18 protein-coding genes are annotated in these 19,475 nt (G+C 69.5%); 5 read left to right on the forward strand and 13 right to left on the reverse strand.

All coding sequences use genetic code 11. From position 1 onward, the window contains the following. Positions 1 to 4: 4 nt before the first annotated feature. On the forward strand, positions 5 to 1,078 hold the full coding sequence (locus tag B9P64_RS02205) for a sulfate/molybdate ABC transporter ATP-binding protein (protein WP_085314647.1): 1,074 nt from the start codon (positions 5 to 7) through the stop codon (positions 1,076 to 1,078). A 137-nt stretch (positions 1,079 to 1,215) separates the two neighbouring features. Beyond that, positions 1,216 to 1,431, forward strand: a complete 216-nt coding sequence (locus B9P64_RS02210; protein WP_085314648.1) for a hypothetical protein — start codon at positions 1,216 to 1,218, stop codon at positions 1,429 to 1,431. Positions 1,432 to 1,627: 196 nt separating this feature from the next. Here the strand turns inward: B9P64_RS02210 and B9P64_RS02215 are convergent, their stop codons facing one another. The 7 genes from B9P64_RS02215 to B9P64_RS02245 all read right to left on the reverse strand — a co-directional run bounded on the left by B9P64_RS02215 (position 1,628) and on the right by B9P64_RS02245 (position 8,600). Further along, positions 1,628 to 2,458 (reverse strand): sulfite exporter TauE/SafE family protein, encoded by an 831-nt coding sequence (locus B9P64_RS02215; protein WP_268877123.1) that lies wholly within the window; start codon positions 2,456 to 2,458, stop codon positions 1,628 to 1,630. Then, positions 2,455 to 3,276, reverse strand: coding sequence for a ferredoxin--NADP reductase (locus B9P64_RS02220; RefSeq protein ID WP_085314649.1), 822 nt, complete (start codon positions 3,274 to 3,276; stop codon positions 2,455 to 2,457). Before B9P64_RS02220 ends, B9P64_RS02215 begins: the two co-directional genes overlap by 4 nt. Positions 3,277 to 3,415: 139 nt before the next feature. Continuing rightward, positions 3,416 to 4,720 carry a sulfate adenylyltransferase subunit 1 gene (locus B9P64_RS02225; RefSeq protein WP_085314650.1) on the reverse strand — a complete coding sequence of 435 codons (1,305 nt, stop codon included), beginning with the start codon at positions 4,718 to 4,720 and terminating at the stop codon, positions 3,416 to 3,418. A gap of 12 nt (positions 4,721 to 4,732) precedes the next feature. Beyond that, a complete protein-coding gene (gene cysD / locus B9P64_RS02230) occupies positions 4,733 to 5,647 on the reverse strand; it encodes a sulfate adenylyltransferase subunit CysD (protein ID WP_085314651.1) in 915 nt (304 codons plus the stop codon). After that, entirely contained in the window at positions 5,644 to 6,393 is a 750-nt protein-coding gene (locus B9P64_RS02235) for a phosphoadenylyl-sulfate reductase (protein WP_085314652.1), read from the reverse strand. The genes cysD and B9P64_RS02235 overlap by 4 nt, the downstream gene beginning before the upstream one ends. A gap of 37 nt (positions 6,394 to 6,430) precedes the next feature. Continuing rightward, positions 6,431 to 6,937, reverse strand: coding sequence for a DUF934 domain-containing protein (locus B9P64_RS02240; RefSeq protein ID WP_085314653.1), 507 nt, complete (start codon positions 6,935 to 6,937; stop codon positions 6,431 to 6,433). Beyond that, entirely contained in the window at positions 6,930 to 8,600 is a 1,671-nt protein-coding gene (locus B9P64_RS02245; RefSeq protein WP_085315076.1) for a nitrite/sulfite reductase, read from the reverse strand. The genes B9P64_RS02240 and B9P64_RS02245 overlap by 8 nt, the downstream gene beginning before the upstream one ends. A 302-nt stretch (positions 8,601 to 8,902) precedes the next feature. On the opposite strand from B9P64_RS02245, the gene B9P64_RS02250 reads away from it, so the two are divergent. The 3 genes from B9P64_RS02250 to B9P64_RS02260 all read left to right on the forward strand — a co-directional run bounded on the left by B9P64_RS02250 (position 8,903) and on the right by B9P64_RS02260 (position 12,541). After that, positions 8,903 to 9,352 (forward strand): Hsp20/alpha crystallin family protein, encoded by a 450-nt coding sequence (locus tag B9P64_RS02250; RefSeq protein ID WP_176256689.1) that lies wholly within the window; start codon positions 8,903 to 8,905, stop codon positions 9,350 to 9,352. Positions 9,353 to 9,371: 19 nt separating this feature from the next. Further along, on the forward strand, positions 9,372 to 10,976 hold the full coding sequence (locus B9P64_RS02255; protein WP_085314655.1) for a CYTH and CHAD domain-containing protein: 1,605 nt from the start codon (positions 9,372 to 9,374) through the stop codon (positions 10,974 to 10,976). Between the two features lie 224 nt (positions 10,977 to 11,200). Then, entirely contained in the window at positions 11,201 to 12,541 is a 1,341-nt protein-coding gene (locus tag B9P64_RS02260) for a dicarboxylate/amino acid:cation symporter (RefSeq protein WP_085314656.1), read from the forward strand. A 102-nt stretch (positions 12,542 to 12,643) separates the two neighbouring features. On the opposite strand, the gene B9P64_RS02265 is transcribed toward B9P64_RS02260, so the two are convergent. The 6 genes from B9P64_RS02265 to B9P64_RS02290 all read right to left on the reverse strand — a co-directional run bounded on the left by B9P64_RS02265 (position 12,644) and on the right by B9P64_RS02290 (position 19,471). Continuing rightward, positions 12,644 to 13,732 (reverse strand): glycosyltransferase family 2 protein, encoded by a 1,089-nt coding sequence (locus tag B9P64_RS02265; RefSeq protein ID WP_139826104.1) that lies wholly within the window; start codon positions 13,730 to 13,732, stop codon positions 12,644 to 12,646. Positions 13,733 to 13,853: 121 nt separating this feature from the next. Continuing rightward, complete coding sequence (locus B9P64_RS02270; RefSeq protein ID WP_085314657.1) at positions 13,854 to 15,410, reverse strand: 2-isopropylmalate synthase; 1,557 nt, start codon at positions 15,408 to 15,410, stop codon at positions 13,854 to 13,856. Between the two features lie 405 nt (positions 15,411 to 15,815). Then, the gene (pssA, locus tag B9P64_RS02275; RefSeq protein WP_085314658.1) at positions 15,816 to 16,703 is read right to left on the reverse strand and encodes a CDP-diacylglycerol--serine O-phosphatidyltransferase; all 888 of its coding nucleotides are present in this window, start codon (positions 16,701 to 16,703) and stop codon (positions 15,816 to 15,818) included. A 3-nt stretch (positions 16,704 to 16,706) separates the two neighbouring features. Continuing rightward, positions 16,707 to 17,345: a phosphatidylserine decarboxylase gene (locus B9P64_RS02280; RefSeq protein ID WP_085314659.1), complete on the reverse strand. Its 639-nt coding sequence runs from the start codon at positions 17,343 to 17,345 to the stop codon at positions 16,707 to 16,709. Between the two features lie 30 nt (positions 17,346 to 17,375). Further along, complete coding sequence (locus tag B9P64_RS02285) at positions 17,376 to 18,788, reverse strand: sensor histidine kinase (protein ID WP_085314660.1); 1,413 nt, start codon at positions 18,786 to 18,788, stop codon at positions 17,376 to 17,378. Then, positions 18,785 to 19,471, reverse strand: a complete 687-nt coding sequence (locus tag B9P64_RS02290; protein WP_085314661.1) for a response regulator — start codon at positions 19,469 to 19,471, stop codon at positions 18,785 to 18,787. Before B9P64_RS02290 ends, B9P64_RS02285 begins: the two co-directional genes overlap by 4 nt. Positions 19,472 to 19,475 lie beyond the last annotated feature (4 nt).

The raw sequence follows: 19,475 nt of genomic DNA on the forward strand, positions 1-19,475 counted from the left end.
CGCCATGACCATCCAGATCCGTTCCGTCTCCAAGCATTTCGGCGCCTTCACCGCGCTCAACGGCGTGAATCTCGACGTCGCGCCCGGCGAACTCGTCGCGCTACTCGGCCCCTCGGGCTGCGGCAAGACCACGCTGCTGCGCATCATCGCCGGCCTTGAATCGGCCGACGCCGGCAGCGTGCTGTTCAGCGGCACCGACGCCACCCATCTCGATGTGCGCGAGCGCCATGTCGGCTTCGTGTTCCAGCACTACGCGCTGTTCCGCCACATGAGCGTGTTCGAGAACGTCGCCTTCGGCCTGCGCGTGCGGCCGCGCAGCACCCGCCCGAGCGACGCCAAGATCCGCGAGAAGGTGATGGAGCTGCTCAAGCTGGTCCAGCTCGACTGGCTCGCCGACCGCTTTCCGGCCCAGCTGTCGGGCGGTCAGCGCCAGCGCATCGCGCTGGCCCGGGCGCTTGCGGTCGAGCCGCAGGTGCTGCTGCTCGACGAGCCCTTCGGCGCGCTCGACGCCAAGGTGCGCAAGGAGCTGCGCCGCTGGCTGCGCCGGCTGCATGACGAGCTGCATGTGACCAGCATCTTCGTCACCCACGACCAGGAAGAAGCGCTCGAAGTGGCCGACCGCGTGGTGCTGATGAACCGCGGCCAGATCGAGCAGATCGGCACGCCCGAGCAGGTCTGGGCCGAGCCGGCCAGCCCCTTCGTCTACGGCTTTCTCGGCGATGTGAACCTGTTCCACGGCCGGGTCGAGCATGGCCAGGCGCATCTCGAAGGCATCCAGGTCGCGGCCGACGATCACGCCAGCGTCGCCTCGGCCAGCGCCGTGGCCTATGTGCGGCCCTATGACCTGGAGGTGGAACGCCCCGGCACCGGGCGCGGCGGCATTCCGGTCAAGCTCGCGCGCTCGCTGGTGGTCGGGCCGATCGCGCGGCTGGAACTGGAGCGGGTCGACGACGCCGGTCGCGGCATCATCGAGGCGCAGATTTCGACCGACCGCTTCCGCGAACTCGGCCTGCAACTCGGCGAGCCGCTGGTCGTCAATCCGCGCGAAGCCCGGGTCTTCCTCGCCGACGGCATCTGAGGTTTTTCTATCGCTGCAATCGCCGTTGGCTATCCCGACTGATTTGCACGGTTGTTGCTAAAGAAGGCTTGCGGACCGGTGCCACGACACAGGCCGCAAACGACAACCCGACATTTGCAGACAGCAAGGAGCTCACCATGGCGTTGAACAAACTCAGCTTCAAGACCGAAGGCGCGGCCTACACCTGCGCGGCCGAAGGCGACCAATCCGGCGACTACGTGAAGGCCACCGACGCCGAAAAGCTCGAAGGCGTGCTGTCCAAGCTCGTCTGGGAAGTGCTCTACGGCAAGGCCTTCGATGCGCAATCGGCTGCCGCCGCCGCCGAACGCGCGCTGGCCGAAATCCGCGGCTGATCGACAAGCAGTACGCCGGGCCGCAACGGCCCGGTGTGCGGCGGGATGCCCCCGTCGCGCTCATGACAACAGGCAGGCCCGCTTGTCATGAATCAAACAAATCCAACACTGTGTTTGCCACCAAGTTGATCCAGATCATGCGAGGCACTTGCCAAGCGTGACGCCGCGATGACGGTTCACGCCCGGCAGTCGGCGTTCAGGCAAACACCAGCTTGGCGCCGATCACGATCAGCATCGTCGCGAGAAAGCCGCGCAGCAGCTTTTCGGGCACGCGCGCCGTCAGATGGCTGCCGAGCGTGATGGCCGGCAGCGAGCCGACCAGCAACGCCGCCAGCATCGACCAGTTGACGCTGCCCATGATGGCGTGGCCCGCGCCCGCCACCAGCGTGAGCGGCACCGCATGCGCGATGTCCGAACCGACGATGCGGCGCGCCGGCGCATTGGCATACAGGAACATCAGCGCCACCACGCCGAGCGCGCCCGCGCCCACCGAGGTAAGCGCGACCAGCGTGCCGATGGTGACGCCGAGCAGAAACGTCGGCAGCCAGCGCACGGCCTCGGGATCGCGCGCGGCGGCGCTGCCGACCGTGCCGCCCGCCGCCTGGCGCCGCGCCGCAAAGCGCTGACCGAGCGCGCGAATCTGGTTGCGCAGCACGATGGCCGTCGCGGTGAGAAACAGCGCCACGCCCAGACCGCGCGCCATCACCTTGGCCAGCGCGCCGTTGTCGAGCCCGGCCAGATGCAGGCCGCCGAGCGTGAGCGCCGCCGCCGGCACCGAGCCGGCCACCAGCCAGCCGGTGATGTGCCAGTTGACGTTGCCCTTGCGCGCATGGGTGACGATGCCGCCGGCCTTGGTGACGGAGGCGAACAGCAGATCGGTGCCGACCGCCACCGTCGCCGGCACGCCGAACACCAGCGTGAGCAGCGGCGTCATCAGCGAGCCTCCACCGACGCCAGTCATGCCGACGATGAAGCCGACGAAGGCACCGCCGAGCACGAACTGGAAGAAATGCAGATCGAAGCTCACCAGTAGTTCTCCACCGCCATCGTGCCGGGCACGCCGCGCCGGCTCACGGCAAAGCCGGACTTCGCGAGCTGCTTGCGGATGTCGTCGACCATTTCCGGGTTGCCGCAGATCATCACGCGGCTGGTCGCGGGATCGAGCTTGAGGCCGGCCTCGGCTTCGAGGCTGCCGTCGGCGAGCGCTGTCGTGATGCGCTTGTTGAGCATCGGTCGGCCATCGGCATGAACGGCGGGCGCGCGCGTGACCAGCGGCACATAGACCACCTTGCCCGGCGACTCGGCCAGCAGCTCGCCGAAGGCTTCGTGATCCTTCAGGCCCTCGATGCTGTCGCGATAGGCCAGCTCGTTTTCCTGCCGCACGCTGTGCACGACCACGATGCGCTCGTACTGCGCCCAGATGTCGAGGTCGAACAGCACGCTCAGGAAGGGCGCGAGGCCGGTGCCCGAGCTGAGCAGCCACAGGTCGCGGCCGCCCTCGAAGCGGTCGGTGGTGAGGAAGCCGTAGTTGGTCTTCTCGACCAGGATTTCGTCGCCGACCTTGAGCGAGGCGAGCGTGGTGGTGAACTCGCCGTCGGGCACGACGATGGAATAGAACTCCAGGAACTCGTCATAGCTGGCCGAGGCGATGGAATAGGCGCGCCAGACCCAGCGCGGCCCCTTCTTGTCGGCCGGGTCGCCGTCGTCGCGATACACGCCCAGCCGCGCGAACTGGCCCGGGATGAAGCGGAAGCCCGGCGCGCGCGTGGTGCGAAAGCTGAACAGGTGTGGCGTCCACGGCTTGATCCAGGTGATGGTCTCACGCGTGTACTTGTCGGGCGGCATCTCGCCCGGAAGCTTCCTGGGCTTGGCGGGCGCGGCAGCGCCGCCGTCTATAGGCGGCGCGGCGGGTCGAGGCTCGGCCGGGGCAGCCTCGCCGCCCGGCACTTCAGGCGTATTGCTCATGGGAGGAGAGGCTGCGCTTTCAGGCGATGAGGCCGGCGGCCACGGTGTCGTTGGTGGCTTCGTCGATGAGGATGAAGCTGCCCGTCACGCGGTTCTCGGCATAGGCATCGGCCACGAGCGGCTGCTGGGTCTTGATGCTCAGCTTGGCGATGTCGTTGAGCGCGACCGGCTGGTCGCTCGGCGACCAGGTGAGGCTGGCGAGATCGAGCTTGCTTTCGACCGCCGCGATCTTGGCCTTCACCTCGCGCGAGGTGTGGCGAAGGATGTAGCTGCGGCGCGGGTCGAGCGCGTTGTGGCCGAGCCAGCTCACGGTGGCCGAGATCTGCTGGCGGCCTTCGGGCACGCCTTCGCTTGCCTTGACGAACATGTCGCCGCGCGAGATGTCGACCTCGTCGGCCAGCGACAGCATCACCGACTGGCCGGCGAAGGCTTCGGCAAGCTCGGCTTCGCCCAAGCCGATGCGCACGACCTTGGAACGGCGGCCCGACGGCAGCACGACGATCTCGTCGCCGACGGCAATCGTGCCTTCCTCGATGCGGCCGGCGTAGCCACGGAAATCGCTCTGCGACGGGCGGCAGACCCATTGCACCGGAAAGCGCCAGGCCGCATCGGCCTTGAGCTGGGTGCTGGGCGCGGCTTCGAGCAGTTCGAGCAGCGTCGGGCCGGTGTACCAGCCGAGCGGCTGCGCGTCTTCGTCCGAGTCTTCCTGCGGCACGCCACGGTTCACGACCATCGCGCCTTCGAGCGCCGACAGCGGCACGCTGTGCACCTCGGCCGGCGTGGTCGCATGCAGCGCCAGCCATTCGCGGAACTCGCCATCGATGCGGTCGAACACGGCCTGGTCGTAGCCGACCAGGTCCATCTTGTTGACCGCGACGATCAGCTGGCCGATGCCCAGCAGCGACGCGATGGTCGCGTGGCGGCGGGTCTGCGGCAGGATGCCCTTGCGCGCATCGACCAGCAGGATGGCCACGTCGGCGGTGGACGCGGCCGTGACCATGTTGCGCGTGTACTGCTCATGGCCCGGCGCGTCGCCGATGATGAACTTGCGCGTCGGCGTGGCGAAGTAGCGATAGGCCACGTCGATGGTGATGCCCTGCTCGCGCTCGGCCGTGAGGCCGTCGGTCAGCAGCGACAGGTCGATGGCGCTCAGGCCCTTCTTCTTCGCGTTGCGTTCGAGCGTGGCGATCGTGTCGTCGAGGATGGTCTTGGTGTCGTACAGCAGGCGCCCGATGAGCGTGCTCTTGCCGTCGTCGACGCTGCCGCAGGTGAGGAAGCGCAGCACGCCGAGGTCGGCGTCTTGATGGGTGTCGTGAAGATTCATTGTCATGGCACCTTAGAAGTAGCCTTCCTTCTTGCGCTGTTCCATCGACGCTTCGGACGTCTGATCGTCCATGCGCGTCGCGCCGCGTTCGGTGAGCGTGGCGCCCACGGTTTCGGCCAGGATTTCTTCGTAATTTTTTGCAGTGGACGCGACCGGGCAGGTGCAGGTGATGTCGCCAACGGTCCGGAAGCGCACGCTGACCACTTCCACCTTGTCGCCGTCCTTGGCCGGCGTGAGCGGCGTGACGGGCAGCAGCGATTCACCGCGCCGCACCACCTCGCGCTCATGCGCAAAGTAGATGCTCGGCACTTCGAGCTTTTCGCGCGCGATGTACTGCCACACGTCGAGCTCGGTCCAGTTGCTGATCGGGAACACGCGCATGTTCTCGCCCTTGGCGACGCGCGCGTTGTACAGGTTCCAGAGCTCGGGCCGCTGGTTCTTCGGGTCCCACTGGCCCCATTCGTCGCGGAAGCTGAACACGCGCTCCTTGGCGCGCGCCTTCTCCTCGTCGCGCCGGGCGCCGCCCAGGCAGGCGTCGAATTCGAACTCGGCGATGGCGTCGAGCAGCGTGACGCTCTGGTGCTTGTTGCGCAGCTCGTCGGGCGAGCGCAGCACGATGCGGCCGGCGGCGATGCTGTCGTCGAGCGTGCGCACGATGAGCCGCTCGCCGAGTTGCGCGGCGCGGTAGTCGCGGAAATCGACCACTTCCTGGAAGTTGTGGCCGGTGTCGATGTGCAGCAGCGGGAACGGGAACTTGCCCGGCCGGAACGCCTTGGTGGCGAGATGCAGCATCACGATCGAGTCCTTGCCGCCCGAGAACAGCAGCACCGGATTGGTGGTCTGGCCGGCCACCTCTCGCATGATGTGGATGGCTTCGGCTTCGAGCCAGTCGAGATGGCTCAGCGAGCGCGCTGCGACGGCGTTCATGCGGATTCCTTGGCTTTGAATTTCAATGGCGATACCTGTCCGTCCTTGACGTGCAGGCCGCATTCCTTCGACTCGGGGTTCTCCCACCACCAGCGGCCGGCGCGCACATCCTCGCCGGGGGTGATGGAGCGCGTGCAGGGCGCGCAGCCGATGCTCGGAAAGAAGCGGTCGTGCAGTGCGTTGTACGGCACGTCGTGGCGCCGGATGTAGGCCCAGACCTCGGCCTCGCTCCAGTCGACCAGCGGGTTGAACTTGGTGAGCTGGCGCGCGTCGTCGAACTCGCGCGCCGGGGTGTCGGTGCGGGTGACCGACTGCGCCGCGCGCAGGCCGGTGACCCAGGCCTTCTTGCCGGCGAGCGCCTTTGCAAGCGGCTGCATCTTGCGCACGCCGCAGCATTCCTTGCGGTTGTCGACCGAGTCGTAGAAGCCGTTGATGCCGTTCTTCGCGACCAGCGCGGCGACGGCGGCAGCGTCGGGGAAATGCGTGAACACGACCTTGCCGTAGCGCGCCTCGGCGGCTTGCATCACGGCATAGGTTTCCTCGTTGAGCCGGCCGGTATCGAGCGTGAAGCTGGCGATGTCGAGGCCGTGGCGCGCGATGAGATCGAGGATGACCATGTCCTCGGCGCCGAAGCTGGTCGAGAACACGGCGGGCTGCTCGGCCGCCGCTGCGCGCAGCGTGGCAAGCGCCGAGGCTTCGCGCGCGTCGAGGATGGCGAGGTCGATGTTGGGCGTGGGGGCGGTCATGCGGTGGCTCCGGTGATGGCGCGGGCAGGCGCCGTGCTCAAGCGAGCGTTCCGGCGAGCCAGGCCGGCGCGCGGCCGTCGGCGCTCAGCTGGTAGGCGCCGCTGAAGGCCTTGAACGACGCGAGCGAGGCTTCGGCGTTCTGGCCCTCGGCCAGCACGAAGCTGCTGAAGCCGCTGCGGCGCAGGTTGTAGAGCTGGTCGCGGCGCACGTCGCCAAAGGCGCGCACGTCGCCGGTGTAGCCGAGCCGCTTGCGCAGCAGCCAGGCGATGGAATGACCGCGGCCATCGACGAACTTGAGGTACTGCACCGCCACGACGGCGGCGCTGGCGAGCAGCGGCGCTGCGGTCTCGACCACGTCGTCGGGCTTGAGCCAGATGCCGAAGTCGCCGCGCGCACGCAGCTCGTCGGCATGGTCGAGCGCCCAGGCCAGCGGCACGATGACCTTGCCGGCGGCCGGAATGCCGGCAGCGGCATCCTCGATGCGGGTCCAGTCGTCGATGACGAGCGCCGGCGTGCCGCCAAGGATGGTGATGACGTTAGACATTGGCGGCTCCTTCTTCCTCGGCGTAGGCGGCCTGCTTGAACGATGCGATGCCGATGCGGCGGAAGGTGTCGACGAAGCGCTCCTCCTCGCCTTCGCGGTTGACGAGGTAGTGCCGCACGATCTTCTCGACCACGTCAGGCACCTGATCGGCCGCGAAGCTCGGGCCGATGATGGTGCCGATGCGGGCCTGCTCGGGCGAGGCGCCGTAGTCGCCGCCGAGCGTGACCTGGTACCACTCCTCGTCATGCTTATCGACGCCGAGGATGCCGATGTTGCCGACGTGATGATGGCCGCAGCTGTTGATGCAGCCCGAGATGTTCAGGCTGATCTCGCCGATGTCGTGCTGGTAGTCCAGATCGTCGAAGCGCGCCTGCAAGGCCTGCGCGATCGGGATCGACTTGGCATTGGCCAGCGCGCACAGATCGCCGCCGGGGCAGCAGATGATGTCGGTGATGAGGCCGACATTGGGCGTGGCCAGACCGTGCTCGGCCAGCCGCGCATGCAGCGCCGGCAGGTCGATGGCGCGCACATGCGGCAGCACCAGATTCTGCTCATGCGTCACGCGCAGCTCGCTGGCGCTGAACTCGTCGGCCAGCGCGGCCACCACGTCGAGCTGGTCGGCCGTGGCATCGCCGGGCGGCAGTTCGCGGCTCTTGAGCGAGATGGTGACGGCGCGGTAGCCGGCCTGACGATGGCCGCGCACGCTGCGCGTGGCCCAGCGCTGGAAGGCCAGCGATTCGCCTTCCACGTCGAAGTCGTCGGCCAGGGTTTCGTAGTCGGGCAGCGTGAAGTCGGCGGCGATGCGGTCGAGCTCGCTCTGCGGCAGGGTGCCGGGACCGTCCTTGAGGTGCTGCCATTCGGCCTCGACCTCTTCGGCGAACTTGGCCGCGCCAAGCGCCTTCACCAAAATCTTGATGCGCGCCTTGTAGAGGTTGTCGCGCCGGCCGTGCAGGTTGTACACGCGCAGCGTCGCCTCGATGTAGGTGACGAGGTGCTGCCACGGCAGGCTGCGGCGAATGAGGCTGCCGATGATCGGCGTGCGGCCCATGCCGCCGCCCACGTACACGTCGGCCACCAGCCGGCCGTCTTCGAGCCGCAGTTGCAGGCCGATGTCATGCACCGAGATCGCGGCGCGGTCGTCCTTCGTGCCGCTGATGGCGATCTTGAACTTGCGCGGCAGGTTGGCGAACTCGGGATGGAAGGTGCTCCACTGGCGCAGCAGCTCGGCGATCGGGCGCGGATCGACCAGCTCGTCGGGCGCCACGCCGGCAAAGGCGTCGGTGGTGATGTTGCGCACGCAGGCGCCCGAGGTCTGGATCGCGTGCATCTGCACCTTCGCCAGATCGGCCAGCATCGCCGGCGTGTCCTCGAACCTGAACCAGTTGTATTGCAGGTTCTGGCGGGTACTGAAGTGCGCCCAGCCGCGGTCGTACTTGCGCGCGATGGCCGCCAGACCGCGCAGCTGATAGGCCGCCAGCACGCCGTAGGGAATGGCGACGCGCAGCATCGGGCCGTGGCGCTGGATGTACAGGCCGTTCTGCAGGCGCAGCGGGCGCAGTTCGTCGTCGGCCAGTTCGCCGCGCAGGTTGCGCGCCATCTGGTCGGCGAATTGCGCGACGCGTTCGTCGACCATCTGCTGGTCGAACTCGGTGTACCGATAAATGCGTGGGGGGGAAGCCTGCGGCATGGTCGTCGGGAGAAGGAGGGGCTGTCGGTGCCGACGGTCGCAGGCGCGCGGCAGCGCCGGCGTGGCGACCCGGAAGGCGGACCGGGCGGAGGCGCGAGGATAAGTCAGCACCTAGCCGGCCCCTAGGTAATTGCGGCAATAGCGCTATGCCGAAAGCACATAAGCGGCCGCATCTCGGGTTTGCAGGACGCAATTTCAAGATCTTGAAGCGGCCGGCGCGGCGCCCATTTTCCAGGCATCGGCGCCAGTCCGGCGTCACCGCCCAAGGAGATCAAGTCATGAACCCGACCGTCCGCACCGCCGTTGTCCGCGACCCCTTCCTGTCGTTCTTCGACGACGTGGTCAACGATCTTTTCGTGCCGCGCACCGTGGCCGCGCGCAACGCCGCGCCGGAAGCGCTGGTCACCAAGGCGCGCGTCGATGTGGTGGATCGCGGCCGCGCCTACGAGGTGACGGCCGACCTGCCCGGCGTGGCCAAGGAAGACATCCGCATCAAGGTCGAGGGCAAGCGGCTGTCGATCGAGGCCACGGCGCGCAACGAGCGCACGCTGAACGAAGGCGATCAGGTGCTTCATACGGAACGCTACGCAACTCAGTACGCTCGGGCCTTTGCGCTGCCGGCCGATCTGGACGACAGCCGCGCCGAGGCGCGCTTCGAGAACGGCGTGCTGACCCTGGTGCTGCCCAAGCGCGAAGTGATCGCGGCGCGCACGATCACCGTGCAATAAGCCTGTCGAAGGAGACCCGATGGCGAACGAAATCGAACTCAAGCTCGCCATCGCGCCCGACGATGTCGCCCGGCTGCGCTGCCATCCGCTGGTGGAGCGCTTTGCCGAGGGCGAAGCCGAAATCCACCGGCTCGCCAACCGCTATTTCGACACGCCCGAACGCGAGCTGGCGCGCGGCCGGGCTGCGCTGCGGCTGCGCCGGAGCGGCGAGCGCTGGCTGCAAACCCTCAAGACCGCGCCCGGCAGCGCCTCGGGCCTGAGCGCGCGCGGCGAATGGGAACTGCCGGTGGCCGGTCCGGCGCTGGAACTGGCCGCCTTCACCGATCTGCCGCCAGAAGTGCGCGCGCTGCTCGACCGGCTCGCGCCCCGGCTGGCGCCGGTGTTCGACACCGATTTCGAGCGCGAGGCGCGGCTGCTGCGGCTGAAGGACGGCACCCGCTTCGAGCTGGCCATCGACCGCGGCGAGCTGCGCGCCGGCAGCGGCAAGCGGGCCCGCCGCGCGCCCATCTGCGAGGTGGAGCTGGAGCTGATCGAGGGCGACGCGCGCCGGGTGGTCGACTTTGCCGAGCGGCTCGCCGCCGACCTCGCGCTCATCCCCGAGCCGCGCAGCAAGGCCGCGCGCGGACTGGCGCTGGCCGACCGCAAGCCGGTGCAGGCGGTGAAGCCCGCGCTGCCCGATGCCGATGCCGCCGCGCCGGCCGGAGCCACGCTCGCGGCGGCGATCGGCCGCTGCCACGAGGCGCTGCTGCTCAACACCGCATCGATCCGCGCCGGCACCGACGATGCCGAACTCGTGCATCAGGCGCGCGTGGCGCTGCGCCGGCTGCGCGTGGCCTTGCGCCATGCGCGTGCGCTGCTGCCGCGCCGCGCCGCCGCCCTGCGCGCGCCGCTGCGCGAACTCGGCCAGCGCCTCGGGCGCAGCCGCGACCTCGATGTGCTCACCGGCCAGACGCTGCCGCGCCTCGACGCCCAGCTCGCGCGCCAGACGGCGGCGGCGCCGGCCAGCCCACCGCCCCTCGCCCGCCCTGCCGCGCCGCCGCGCGACGACGACTATTCCGATGCCGACGTGCGCGCGGCGCTCGACGCCCGCCTCGCCGCCGACCGCGACCAGGCATGGGCCGAACTGCGGCTCGCGCTCGCCACGCCGGCCTTCGCCCGCAGCATGCTGGCGCTCGAAGGGCTGACGCTGCGGCTGGCCGGCAAGACCGGCAGCAGCACCGCGCGGCTCGCGCAACGCGAACTGCGGCTCGCGCGCGACGGCGCCCGCGACACGGTCGCGGCGCTCGACGGCGACGATGCCGATGCGCGCCACCGTTTCCGCATCGCCATCAAGCGGCTGCGCTACGCGCTCGACATGTACGGCGCGCTGTTCGCGCCCGACGCCGTCGCGGCGCAGCGCCAGGCGCTGGCGCAATTGCAGGACGTGCTCGGCGAGATGAACGACAACGCCGTGGCCGCCGCACGACTCGATCTGCTGCCGTCGAGCCCGACCGCCGCCGCGCTGGCCGGCGCCGCCCGCGGCACCATCGCCGCCGCCCGGCCCGAGGCGGCCCGGCGCGCGCGCGCGCTGCTCGCCCTGCCCGCGCCGTGGAAGCGCGCGCGCGCCGCCGGCCGCAAGCGCTGACCCGCCGGCGCGCACCGCACCGCACCGCACCGCACCGCACCGCACCGCACCGCACACCGCACACCGCGCACCGCGCACCGCTCCGAACCGCTGCGCCAGCCGCCGCGCAGCGCCCGGCCGCTGTGGAAATCCGACATGTCGCGGCGCCCGCCGGCTGCCTAACATCCGCGCACAGATGCAGCGGCTGTCCGCCCGGACCGCAACGCCGCGCACGGGAGACAGCCTTGAAGAAACCGCTCTACAAAAGCCTGTACGCACAGGTGCTCGTGGCCATCGCGCTCGGTGTTGCGCTCGGTCACTTCTGGCCCGCCACGGGCGCCGACCTCAAGCCGCTCGGCGACGGCTTCATCAAGCTCATCAAGATGCTGATCGCGCCGATCATCTTCTGCACCGTGGTGGTCGGCATCGCCGGCATGGAAGACATGAAGAAGGTCGGCCGCGTCGGCGGCAAGGCGCTGCTGTATTTCGAGGTGGTGAGCACGCTCGCACTTGCGCTCGGGCTGGTCGTCGTCAATGTGCTCAAGCCGGGCGTCGGGCTGAATGCCGACGTGGCCTCGCTCGACACCAAGGCGCTGACCGCGATCACGTCGAAGGCGTCGCCGCAGACCACGGTCGACTTCTTCATGAACCTGATCCCGTCGACCTTCGTCGACGCCTTCGCCAAGGGCGAGATTCTTCAGGTGCTGGTGCTGTCGGTGCTGATGGGCTTTGCGCTCAGCGCCGCCGGCGAGCGCGCCAAGCCGCTGGTCAAGCTGATCGAGGAATTCGGCCACACGCTGTTCATCGTCATCGGCTTCGTGATGAAGCTCGCGCCGATCGGTGCCTTCGGTGCGATGGCCTTCACCATCGGCAAGTTCGGCGTGGCCTCGCTGCTGCCGCTGATGAAGCTGATGGGCAGCTTCTACCTGACCTGCCTGCTGTTCATCTTCGTGGTGCTGGGCGCGATCGCGCGCTGGGCCGGTTTCAGCATCTTCAAGTTCGTCGCCTACATCAAGGAGGAGCTGCTGATCGTGCTGGGCACCTCGTCGTCGGAATCGGCGCTGCCGCGCATCATGGTCAAGCTCGAAAAGCTCGGCTGCTCCAAGCCGGTGGTGGGGCTGGTGGTGCCGACGGGCTATTCCTTCAACCTGGACGGCACGGCGATCTACCTGACGATGGCGGCCATCTTCGTGGCCCAGGCCACCAATACCGACCTGACGCTGATGCAGGAGCTGACCATCCTCGCGGTGCTGCTGCTCACGTCGAAGGGCGCGTCGGGCGTGACCGGTTCGGGCTTCATCGTGCTGGCGGCGACGCTGGCGGCGGTGCCCACCATTCCGGTCGCGGGTCTGGCGCTGATCCTCGGCATCGACCGCTTCATGTCCGAGGCGCGCGCGCTGACCAATCTGATCGGCAACGGCGTCGCGACCATCGTGGTGTCTAAGTGGGAGAAGGAACTGGACCACGCCCAGATGGAACGCGTGCTGACCCACGGCGTGGAAGACGAACTCGATGCCGAAGCCACGCTCAAGCATGCCGCACCGGTGACGCCGGGCGAGCCGCTGCCGGAAGCCGCACGGGCCTGATGGCCGGGCGCTGCGGCCGGATCGGCCGCAGCCGCTCAGCATGAAACGGCGCTGCACTCCTCACGGGGTGCGGCGCCGTTTGCATTGGGCGCGCCGGATGGTTCAGGAATGCAGATCGCCCGAGCGCGAGATGCCGCCGGCCGGGTCGGGCGGCAGTGCCGGCTCGGCGGCGGCGCTGCCGGCCTTGCGGCGCAGCCGGGCCAGGGCGTCGTCGCAGGCCAGCGCTGCGCCGATAGCGGCCGGGCTGGCGCGGCGGGCGGCCTCGGCGCGCGCCGCCGCGCGCTCGCTGCGCCGGCGCAGTCGCTCGCTCAGGCGCCAGTCGCGCAGCAGCGCGGACGGCAGCACGCGGCGCTCCGCGCGCGCAAACGCGCCGTCGCGCCACAGGCCGAGCGCGCCGCGCCACAGGTGGCCGGCGCGGGCCAGTTCGACCAGGCCGGCGGCGGTTTCGCGCAAGGCCAGATGCAGCGGCAGTCGCAGCCAGGCCAGCCAGACGCGGTCGCGCGCCTGCTGCCAGCGCGCGGCGGCCGGCGCGGCCGGTGCCCGGCGCGTCACGATCAGCTCGGGGCAGTACAGCAGCAGCCAGCGCGCCGCGGCGCAGTCGAGCGCGAACAGGGTTTGCGCGCCGGCGCCGGTCAGCTCGCGCCGATAGCCGCCCATGGCCACGAACAGATCGCGCCGCATCACGCAGGCGCCGGCCACCAGACCGAGCACCGGGCGGCCCGGCAGACCGTCGGCCGCGAGCGGGCTGGCGGCCATCAGGCTGCTGACCGGATCCTCGATGCCCGAGGCATTGCCCAGTCGCAGCCGCGCGCACAGCACGCCCACGGCCGGAAAGGCCTCGAACAGCATGGCCGCGCGCGCGAGTGCGCCGGGCTGCCATTCGCAGTCGTCGTCGCAGAAGGCGATGTAGGCAGTGCGGGCGCGCTCGGCGCCCAGATTGCGGCCGGCCGCGCCCAGATTGCAGGGGCTGCGCACCACCTCCACGCGCGGAAAGCGCGCCTGCACCGCCTCGACCGTGCCGTCGCTGGAAGCGTTGTCGACCAGCAGCACCGGCGGCGCTTCGGGCAGATCGAGCAGCCGCGCCAGCGTGACCAGCACCTGATCGCGCCGGTTGTGCGTGAGCACGATGACGGTCGTGCGGGCCGCGCCGGCACGGCCGCGGCCCGCAGGCGATTCGGTGGACTGGTTCATGGCAGGCGATCGGGAACCCGGATCGCCTTGGTATCGCAACAAGCCGGCCCGCCGGCGGCCGGCACCGCCCGGCGCTGACCGGCGGCGGGCGCCGCGCAGCCTGCGGCGCCCGCGACCCGCGTCAGATGTTGTCTTCCTCGGCGGTCTGCGGATTCAGCTTGGTCTTGTCGTGCAGCTTGTTGAGTGCCGACAGATAGGCCTTGGCGCTGGCCGCGACGATGTCCGGATCGGTGCCCACGCCATTGACGATGCGGCCGGCCTTGGTGAGGCGCACGGTCACTTCGCCCTGGGCCTCGGTGCCGCCCGAGATCGCGTTGACCGAGTACAGCACCATCTCGGCGCCCGAGCCCACTTCGGCCTCGATGGCGCGAATCGACGCATCGACCGGACCGTTGCCGGCGGCCTCGCTGTTCACTTCCGCGCCGCCGACGGTGAAGCGCACCCGCGCGCTCGGCCGCTTGCCGGTCTCGCTGTACTGCGACATCGACACGAACTTGTAGAACTCCTGCTCCACGCCGTCCACGCCGTCGGCCGAGAACAGCGCCTGGATGTCCTCGTCGTAGATCTCGCTCTTGCGGTCGGCCAGATCCTTGAAGCGCGTGAAGGCGGCGTTCAGGTCGGTGTCGCTCTCCACCGGAATGCCCAGCTCCTGCACCCGCTGCTTGAACGCGTTGCGGCCCGACAGCTTGCCCAGCACGATCTTGTTGGCGGCCCAGCCCACGTCCTCGGCACGCATGATTTCGTAGGTATCGCGCGCCTTGAGCACGCCGTCCTGATGAATGCCCGAGGCATGCGCGAAGGCGTTGGCGCCGACCACCGCCTTGTTCGGCTGCACCACGAAACCGGTGATGCCCGACACCAGCTTGGACGCCGGCACGATCTGGCTCGCGTCGATGCCCAGCTCCAGATCGAAGTAGTCGCGCCGCGTGCGCACCGCCATCACGATCTCTTCGAGCGCGGTATTGCCGGCACGCTCGCCCAGGCCGTTGATGGTGCATTCCACCTGCCGCGCGCCGCCGATCTTGACGCCGGCCAGCGAGTTGGCGACCGCCATGCCCAGGTCGTTGTGGCAATGCACCGACCAGATCGCCTTGTCCGAGTTGGGCACGCGCTCGCGCAGCATGTGGATGAACTCGCCGTACAGCGCCGGCACGCCGTAGCCGACCGTGTCCGGGATGTTGAGCGTGGTCGCGCCGGCCTTGATGACGGCTTCGAGCACGCGGCACAGAAAGTCGGGGTCCGAGCGGTAGCCGTCCTCGGGCGAGAACTCGACATCGTCGATGCTGTTGCGCGCGAAGCTCACCGCGCGCACCGCCTGGTCGAGCACCTGCTCGGGCGTCATGCGCAGCTTCTTCTCCATGTGCAGCGCCGACGTGGCGATGAAGGTGTGCACGCGGCGGCGCGGCGCCGGCGCGACGGCTTCGAGCGCGCGGGCGATGTCGCGGTCGTTGGCGCGCGCCAGCGAGCAGACGGTCGATTCCTTGATGGTCTGGGCGATCGCGCGGATCGCCTCGAAATCGCCGTTGGAGCTGGCGGCGAAGCCGGCCTCGATCACATCGACCTTGAGGCGCTCCAGCTGGCGCGCGATGCGCAGCTTTTCTTCGCGCGTCATGGAGGCGCCGGGGCTTTGCTCGCCATCGCGCAAGGTGGTGTCGAAAATGATCAGCTTGTCGGCCATCGTGGGCTCCCTGGGGGTGGATCGCTTCGCGGGCGCGCAGGTCTCGGGAAATGCGGTCGTCCGGCGCGAAACGTATTTGGTGTGCGGGGGGGGATTGTGCTCGGGCGGCGGGTTGCGTTCGGCAGTCAGGCGATGGTTTGCCCCGCCTTCACCAGCCGGGAAGGCGCGTGGTACTGCCAAATTGTGGGGGTGGGGTTATCTGCGCGCGGGGCGCAGAAGCAGCAGAAGGCCGAGCGCCAGCGCATCGCGGGGAGCGATGGCTTCGATCGAGAGGATGGCGGCGCGGGCTTGCATGGTCGGGCGACTGTAGCCCATGAAACCGGGCCCGGCAAGCCGCAAGAGGCATGGCGAATACCGCTTCATTGCAACGCTGCCGAGTGCGGCGGCAGCGTTGCGGCGGACGGCTCAGCGGCCGGCCGCATCCTCGGCATCCTTGGCGCTGCCGCTGCCGGACTCGCTTTCGGGCTCGGTCGAGATCAGCGGCCCGGCGCGGCCGCGCAGCATGCGGCGCGCAAACAGCACGAAGCCCGACAGCCCGTACAGGCAGAACATGCCGAACAGCACCGTCGGCGGGTCATAGGCCACCAACCCGAAGAACAGCACCACCGCGAACACTGCGATGAAGGGCACGCTCTTCTTGAAGTTGACGTCCTTGAAGCTGTAGAACGGCGCGTTCGACACCATCGACAGGCCGGCGTAGATGGCGATGCCCCAGGCCGGCCAGCGCAGCGTGTCGCCGTCGACGCCGTAGTCGTTCATCACCCACACGAAGCCGGCCACCAGCGCCGCCGCCGCCGGCGACGGCAGACCCTGGAAGAAGCGCTTGTCGACCACCGCGATGTTGGTGTTGAAGCGCGCCAGCCGCAGTGCCGCGCCGGCCACGTAGATGAAGGCCGCGATCCAGCCGAGCTTGCCGAGCCCCTTCAGGCTCCATTCATAGGCCACCAGCGCCGGCGCGACGCCGAAGCTGACCATGTCGGACAGCGAGTCGTATTCGGCGCCGAATGCGCTCTGCGTGTTGGTCCAGCGCGCGACGCGGCCGTCCATCGAATCGAGCACCATCGCCACGAAGATGGCGATGGCGGCCTGGTCGAAGCGCTGGTTCATCGCCTGGACGATGGCGTAGAAGCCGCAGAACAGCGCCGCCGTGGTGAACAGGTTGGGCAGCAGATAGATGCCGCGCCGCCGGGGCCGCTCGACCGCCTCGGGTGCGGCGGCGGGCGCGGCCGACGGCGGTTCGCGGCGCGCGCTGCGGCCGGTGGGCAGGCGGAGCTTGTTCTTGCGCAGCGCCATGGCTCAGAACCGCGCGAGGATGGTGGTGGTGGCGCTGACCTTCTCGCCGATGGTCACGGCCGGCCGCGCATCGGTGGGCAGATACACATCCACCCGCGAGCCGAAGCGGATGAAGCCGTAGCGCTGGCCACGCGCCAGCGTGTCGCCGACGTTCACGTAGCAGAGGATGCGGCGCGCGATCAGCCCGGCCACCTGCACGAAGGTCACGGTCTTGCCGTCGGCGGTGTCGACCACCACGGCATTGCGCTCGTTTTCGAGCGAGGCCTTGTCGAGATCGGCGTTGACGAACTTGCCCGGGAAGTAGCGGATGGCGCGGATCTGGCCATCGACCGGGGCGCGGTTGCTGTGCACGTTGAACACGTTCATGAACACGCTGATCTTGATGGCGTCGCGGTCGGCATAGGTGTCGCGCACCTTTTCGACCGCCACGATGCGGCCGTCGGCCGGCGACAGCACCACGCCGGGCTCGGCGGTGATGGGCCGGGGCGGATCGCGGAAGAACTGGAGCACAAAGAGGAAGACGATCCAGATCGGCAGCGCGATCCAGAAGCCCGCCAGCAGTTGCACGACGAGCGCCGCGGCGAAGGTTCCGCCGAGGTAAGGCCAGCCCTCGCGGGCGATGATCGGATGGGGATAGTTCATGCGTGGGGAGATGGGTGACGCGAGACGCCCTCAGGCCGGCTGCGCGGGAACCGGCAAGTGTAGCGAAGCGCGCAATCCGCGCCGCCCGCCGGCATGTTCGAGCGCGAGCCGCCCGCCGTGGGTCTGCATCACCTCGCTGACCAGCGCGAGGCCGAGGCCGGTGCCGGGCGTGTCCTTGCGGTCGCCGCGATAGAAGCGCTCGGCGAGCCGGCCGAGCTCGCTGTCGGGCACGCCGGGGCCGTCGTCCTCCACGGCCACCACGGCGCCGTCGGCATCGCGGCCGACGCGCACCAGCACCCGGCGGCCACGTCCCTGGCCGCAATACTTGATGGCGTTGTCGATGAGGTTGGACAGCGCCTCGCTGAGCAGATGGCGGTCGGCATCGACCGACAGCACCTCCAGGTCGGCCTCGAATTCGAGGTCGAGCCGGGCGCGCATCGCGGCCGGCACCCATTCGGCGCCGATCTCGCGCGCCAGCGCCACCAGATCGATGCGCTCGCGCGGCATCGGATCGTGGGCCTGCTCGGCGCGCGCCAGTGCCAGCAGCTGCTCGGCGACGCGGATGGTGCGTTCGACCGTGGCGGCGAGCCGCGCGAACACCGCCTGCGCGGCGGCATCGGGGAATTCCTGGCGCGCATCCTCGATTTGCAGCCGCAGCGCGGTCATCGGCGTGCGCAGCTGATGCGCGGCATCGGCGGTGAACTTGCGCTGGCGCCGCAGCACCTCGTCGAGCCGCGAGACGAGCCCGTTGACCGCGCCGACCAGCGCCGCCACCTCGCGCGGCATGGGTTCGCGCGGCAGGCGTACCGGCGCCAGCGCCTGGGTCTGCAACTGCGCCTCGACCAGCGCCAGCGGCCGCACCACATGCGCGAGTCCGCCGGTCACCACCGCGACCGCGATCGCCAGCAAGGCAAGCTGCGGCACGACGAATACCGCCGCCAGCTCCTCCAGCGTGGACAGGCGCCGGCGCGTGGTGCGCGCGATGCGCACCGTGACCAGCCCGCCGTCGCGCATGCGCGGCACGCCGATCTCGACCGCGCGCATGCGGCCGTCGGGCGTGTCGAGGTCGTAGATGAGGCCGCGCCGGAAATGCGCGGCATTGGCCGGCGCCGGCGCGATGGTGTCGGGCCCATAGTCGACGCTGCCGATGCGCACCGAGTAGACGATGCTGTCGACCTCGTCATAGGTCACCTCGGCAAAGCGCTCGACCTGGGTGCCCAGGTCCTGCTCCTGCGCGCCGGCCATCACCGAGGCCACCGAGGCCGCATCGTCGTAAAGCTCGCGGTCGTAGACGGCGTTGACGTAGCGCGCGGCGAGCCAGAGCGATACCGCCACGCTGAACAGCAGCAGGCCGATGAGCGGCGCGATCAGCCGCCGCATCAGCACCCGGCGCAGCGCCGGGCCGGCCGGCGGATCGAGCGCCGGCTCGGCGGCCGGCGTCATGCGGCGGCGTCGCTCTCGACCGGCACCAGCATGTAGCCGAAGCCGCGCGCGGTGCGGATCTCGGCGCCGGCGCGGTCGAGCTTGCGCCGCACCCGATGCACATAGAGCTCGATGGCCGATTCGGCCAGCGCGTCATCCCAGTTGCACAGGTGCTCCTCGATCTGCGCCTTCGACACGACGGTGCCGGCCCGCATCATCAGCACTTCGAGCAGGCCGTATTCGCGCGGGCTCAGCTCCAGCGCGGCGCCGTCGCATTCCACCGTCTTGCGCTCGGACATGAGCCGCAGCCGCCCCACCTGCACCGGGCCGGCGGTATTGGCCACGGCGCGCCGCAGCACGGCGCGGATGCGCGCCTGCAATTCGCTCAGCTCGAAGGGCTTGACCAGGTAGTCGTCGGCGCCCAGGTCGAGCGTATCGACGCGTTCGCCCACGCCGTCGCGCGCGGTGATGACGATGACCGGCGTCTTGCTGCCGCGCGCGCGCAAGGCCCGCAGCACTTCGGTGCCCGACTTGCCGCCGGGCAGGCCGAGGTCGAGCAGCACCAGATCGAACTCGGCGCCGGCCAGCGCGTGTTCGGCCTCGGCGCCGTTGCGGGCAATGTCGACCGCATGGCCGGCGCGACCGAGCGCCGAACGCAGCGAGTCGCCGATCTGGGTGTCGTCTTCGACGATCAGGAGTCGCATGGAA

The organism is Derxia lacustris (assembly GCF_002105195.1).
Taxonomy (GTDB): domain Bacteria; phylum Pseudomonadota; class Gammaproteobacteria; order Burkholderiales; family Burkholderiaceae_E; genus Derxia; species Derxia lacustris.

Excerpts from the sequence above, each read along its gene's own strand:
- B9P64_RS02205 (WP_085314647.1), top strand. The coding sequence starts at position 5 with ATGACCATCCAGATCCGTTCCGTCTCCAAGCATTTCGGCGCCTTCACC.
- B9P64_RS02210 (WP_085314648.1), top strand. The coding sequence starts at position 1,216 with ATGGCGTTGAACAAACTCAGCTTCAAGACCGAAGGCGCGGCCTACACC.
- B9P64_RS02220 (WP_085314649.1), bottom strand. The coding sequence starts at position 3,276 with ATGCCGCCCGACAAGTACACGCGTGAGACCATCACCTGGATCAAGCCG.
- B9P64_RS02225 (WP_085314650.1), bottom strand. The coding sequence starts at position 4,720 with ATGAATCTTCACGACACCCATCAAGACGCCGACCTCGGCGTGCTGCGC.
- cysD (WP_085314651.1), bottom strand. The coding sequence starts at position 5,647 with ATGAACGCCGTCGCAGCGCGCTCGCTGAGCCATCTCGACTGGCTCGAA.
- B9P64_RS02235 (WP_085314652.1), bottom strand. The coding sequence starts at position 6,393 with ATGACCGCCCCCACGCCCAACATCGACCTCGCCATCCTCGACGCGCGC.
- B9P64_RS02240 (WP_085314653.1), bottom strand. The coding sequence starts at position 6,937 with ATGTCTAACGTCATCACCATCCTTGGCGGCACGCCGGCGCTCGTCATC.
- B9P64_RS02250 (WP_176256689.1), top strand. The coding sequence starts at position 8,903 with ATGAACCCGACCGTCCGCACCGCCGTTGTCCGCGACCCCTTCCTGTCG.
- B9P64_RS02255 (WP_085314655.1), top strand. The coding sequence starts at position 9,372 with ATGGCGAACGAAATCGAACTCAAGCTCGCCATCGCGCCCGACGATGTC.
- B9P64_RS02265 (WP_139826104.1), bottom strand. The coding sequence starts at position 13,732 with ATGAACCAGTCCACCGAATCGCCTGCGGGCCGCGGCCGTGCCGGCGCG.
- B9P64_RS02270 (WP_085314657.1), bottom strand. The coding sequence starts at position 15,410 with ATGGCCGACAAGCTGATCATTTTCGACACCACCTTGCGCGATGGCGAG.
- pssA (WP_085314658.1), bottom strand. The coding sequence starts at position 16,703 with ATGGCGCTGCGCAAGAACAAGCTCCGCCTGCCCACCGGCCGCAGCGCG.
- B9P64_RS02280 (WP_085314659.1), bottom strand. The coding sequence starts at position 17,345 with ATGAACTATCCCCATCCGATCATCGCCCGCGAGGGCTGGCCTTACCTC.
- B9P64_RS02285 (WP_085314660.1), bottom strand. The coding sequence starts at position 18,788 with ATGACGCCGGCCGCCGAGCCGGCGCTCGATCCGCCGGCCGGCCCGGCG.
- B9P64_RS02290 (WP_085314661.1), bottom strand. The coding sequence starts at position 19,471 with ATGCGACTCCTGATCGTCGAAGACGACACCCAGATCGGCGACTCGCTG.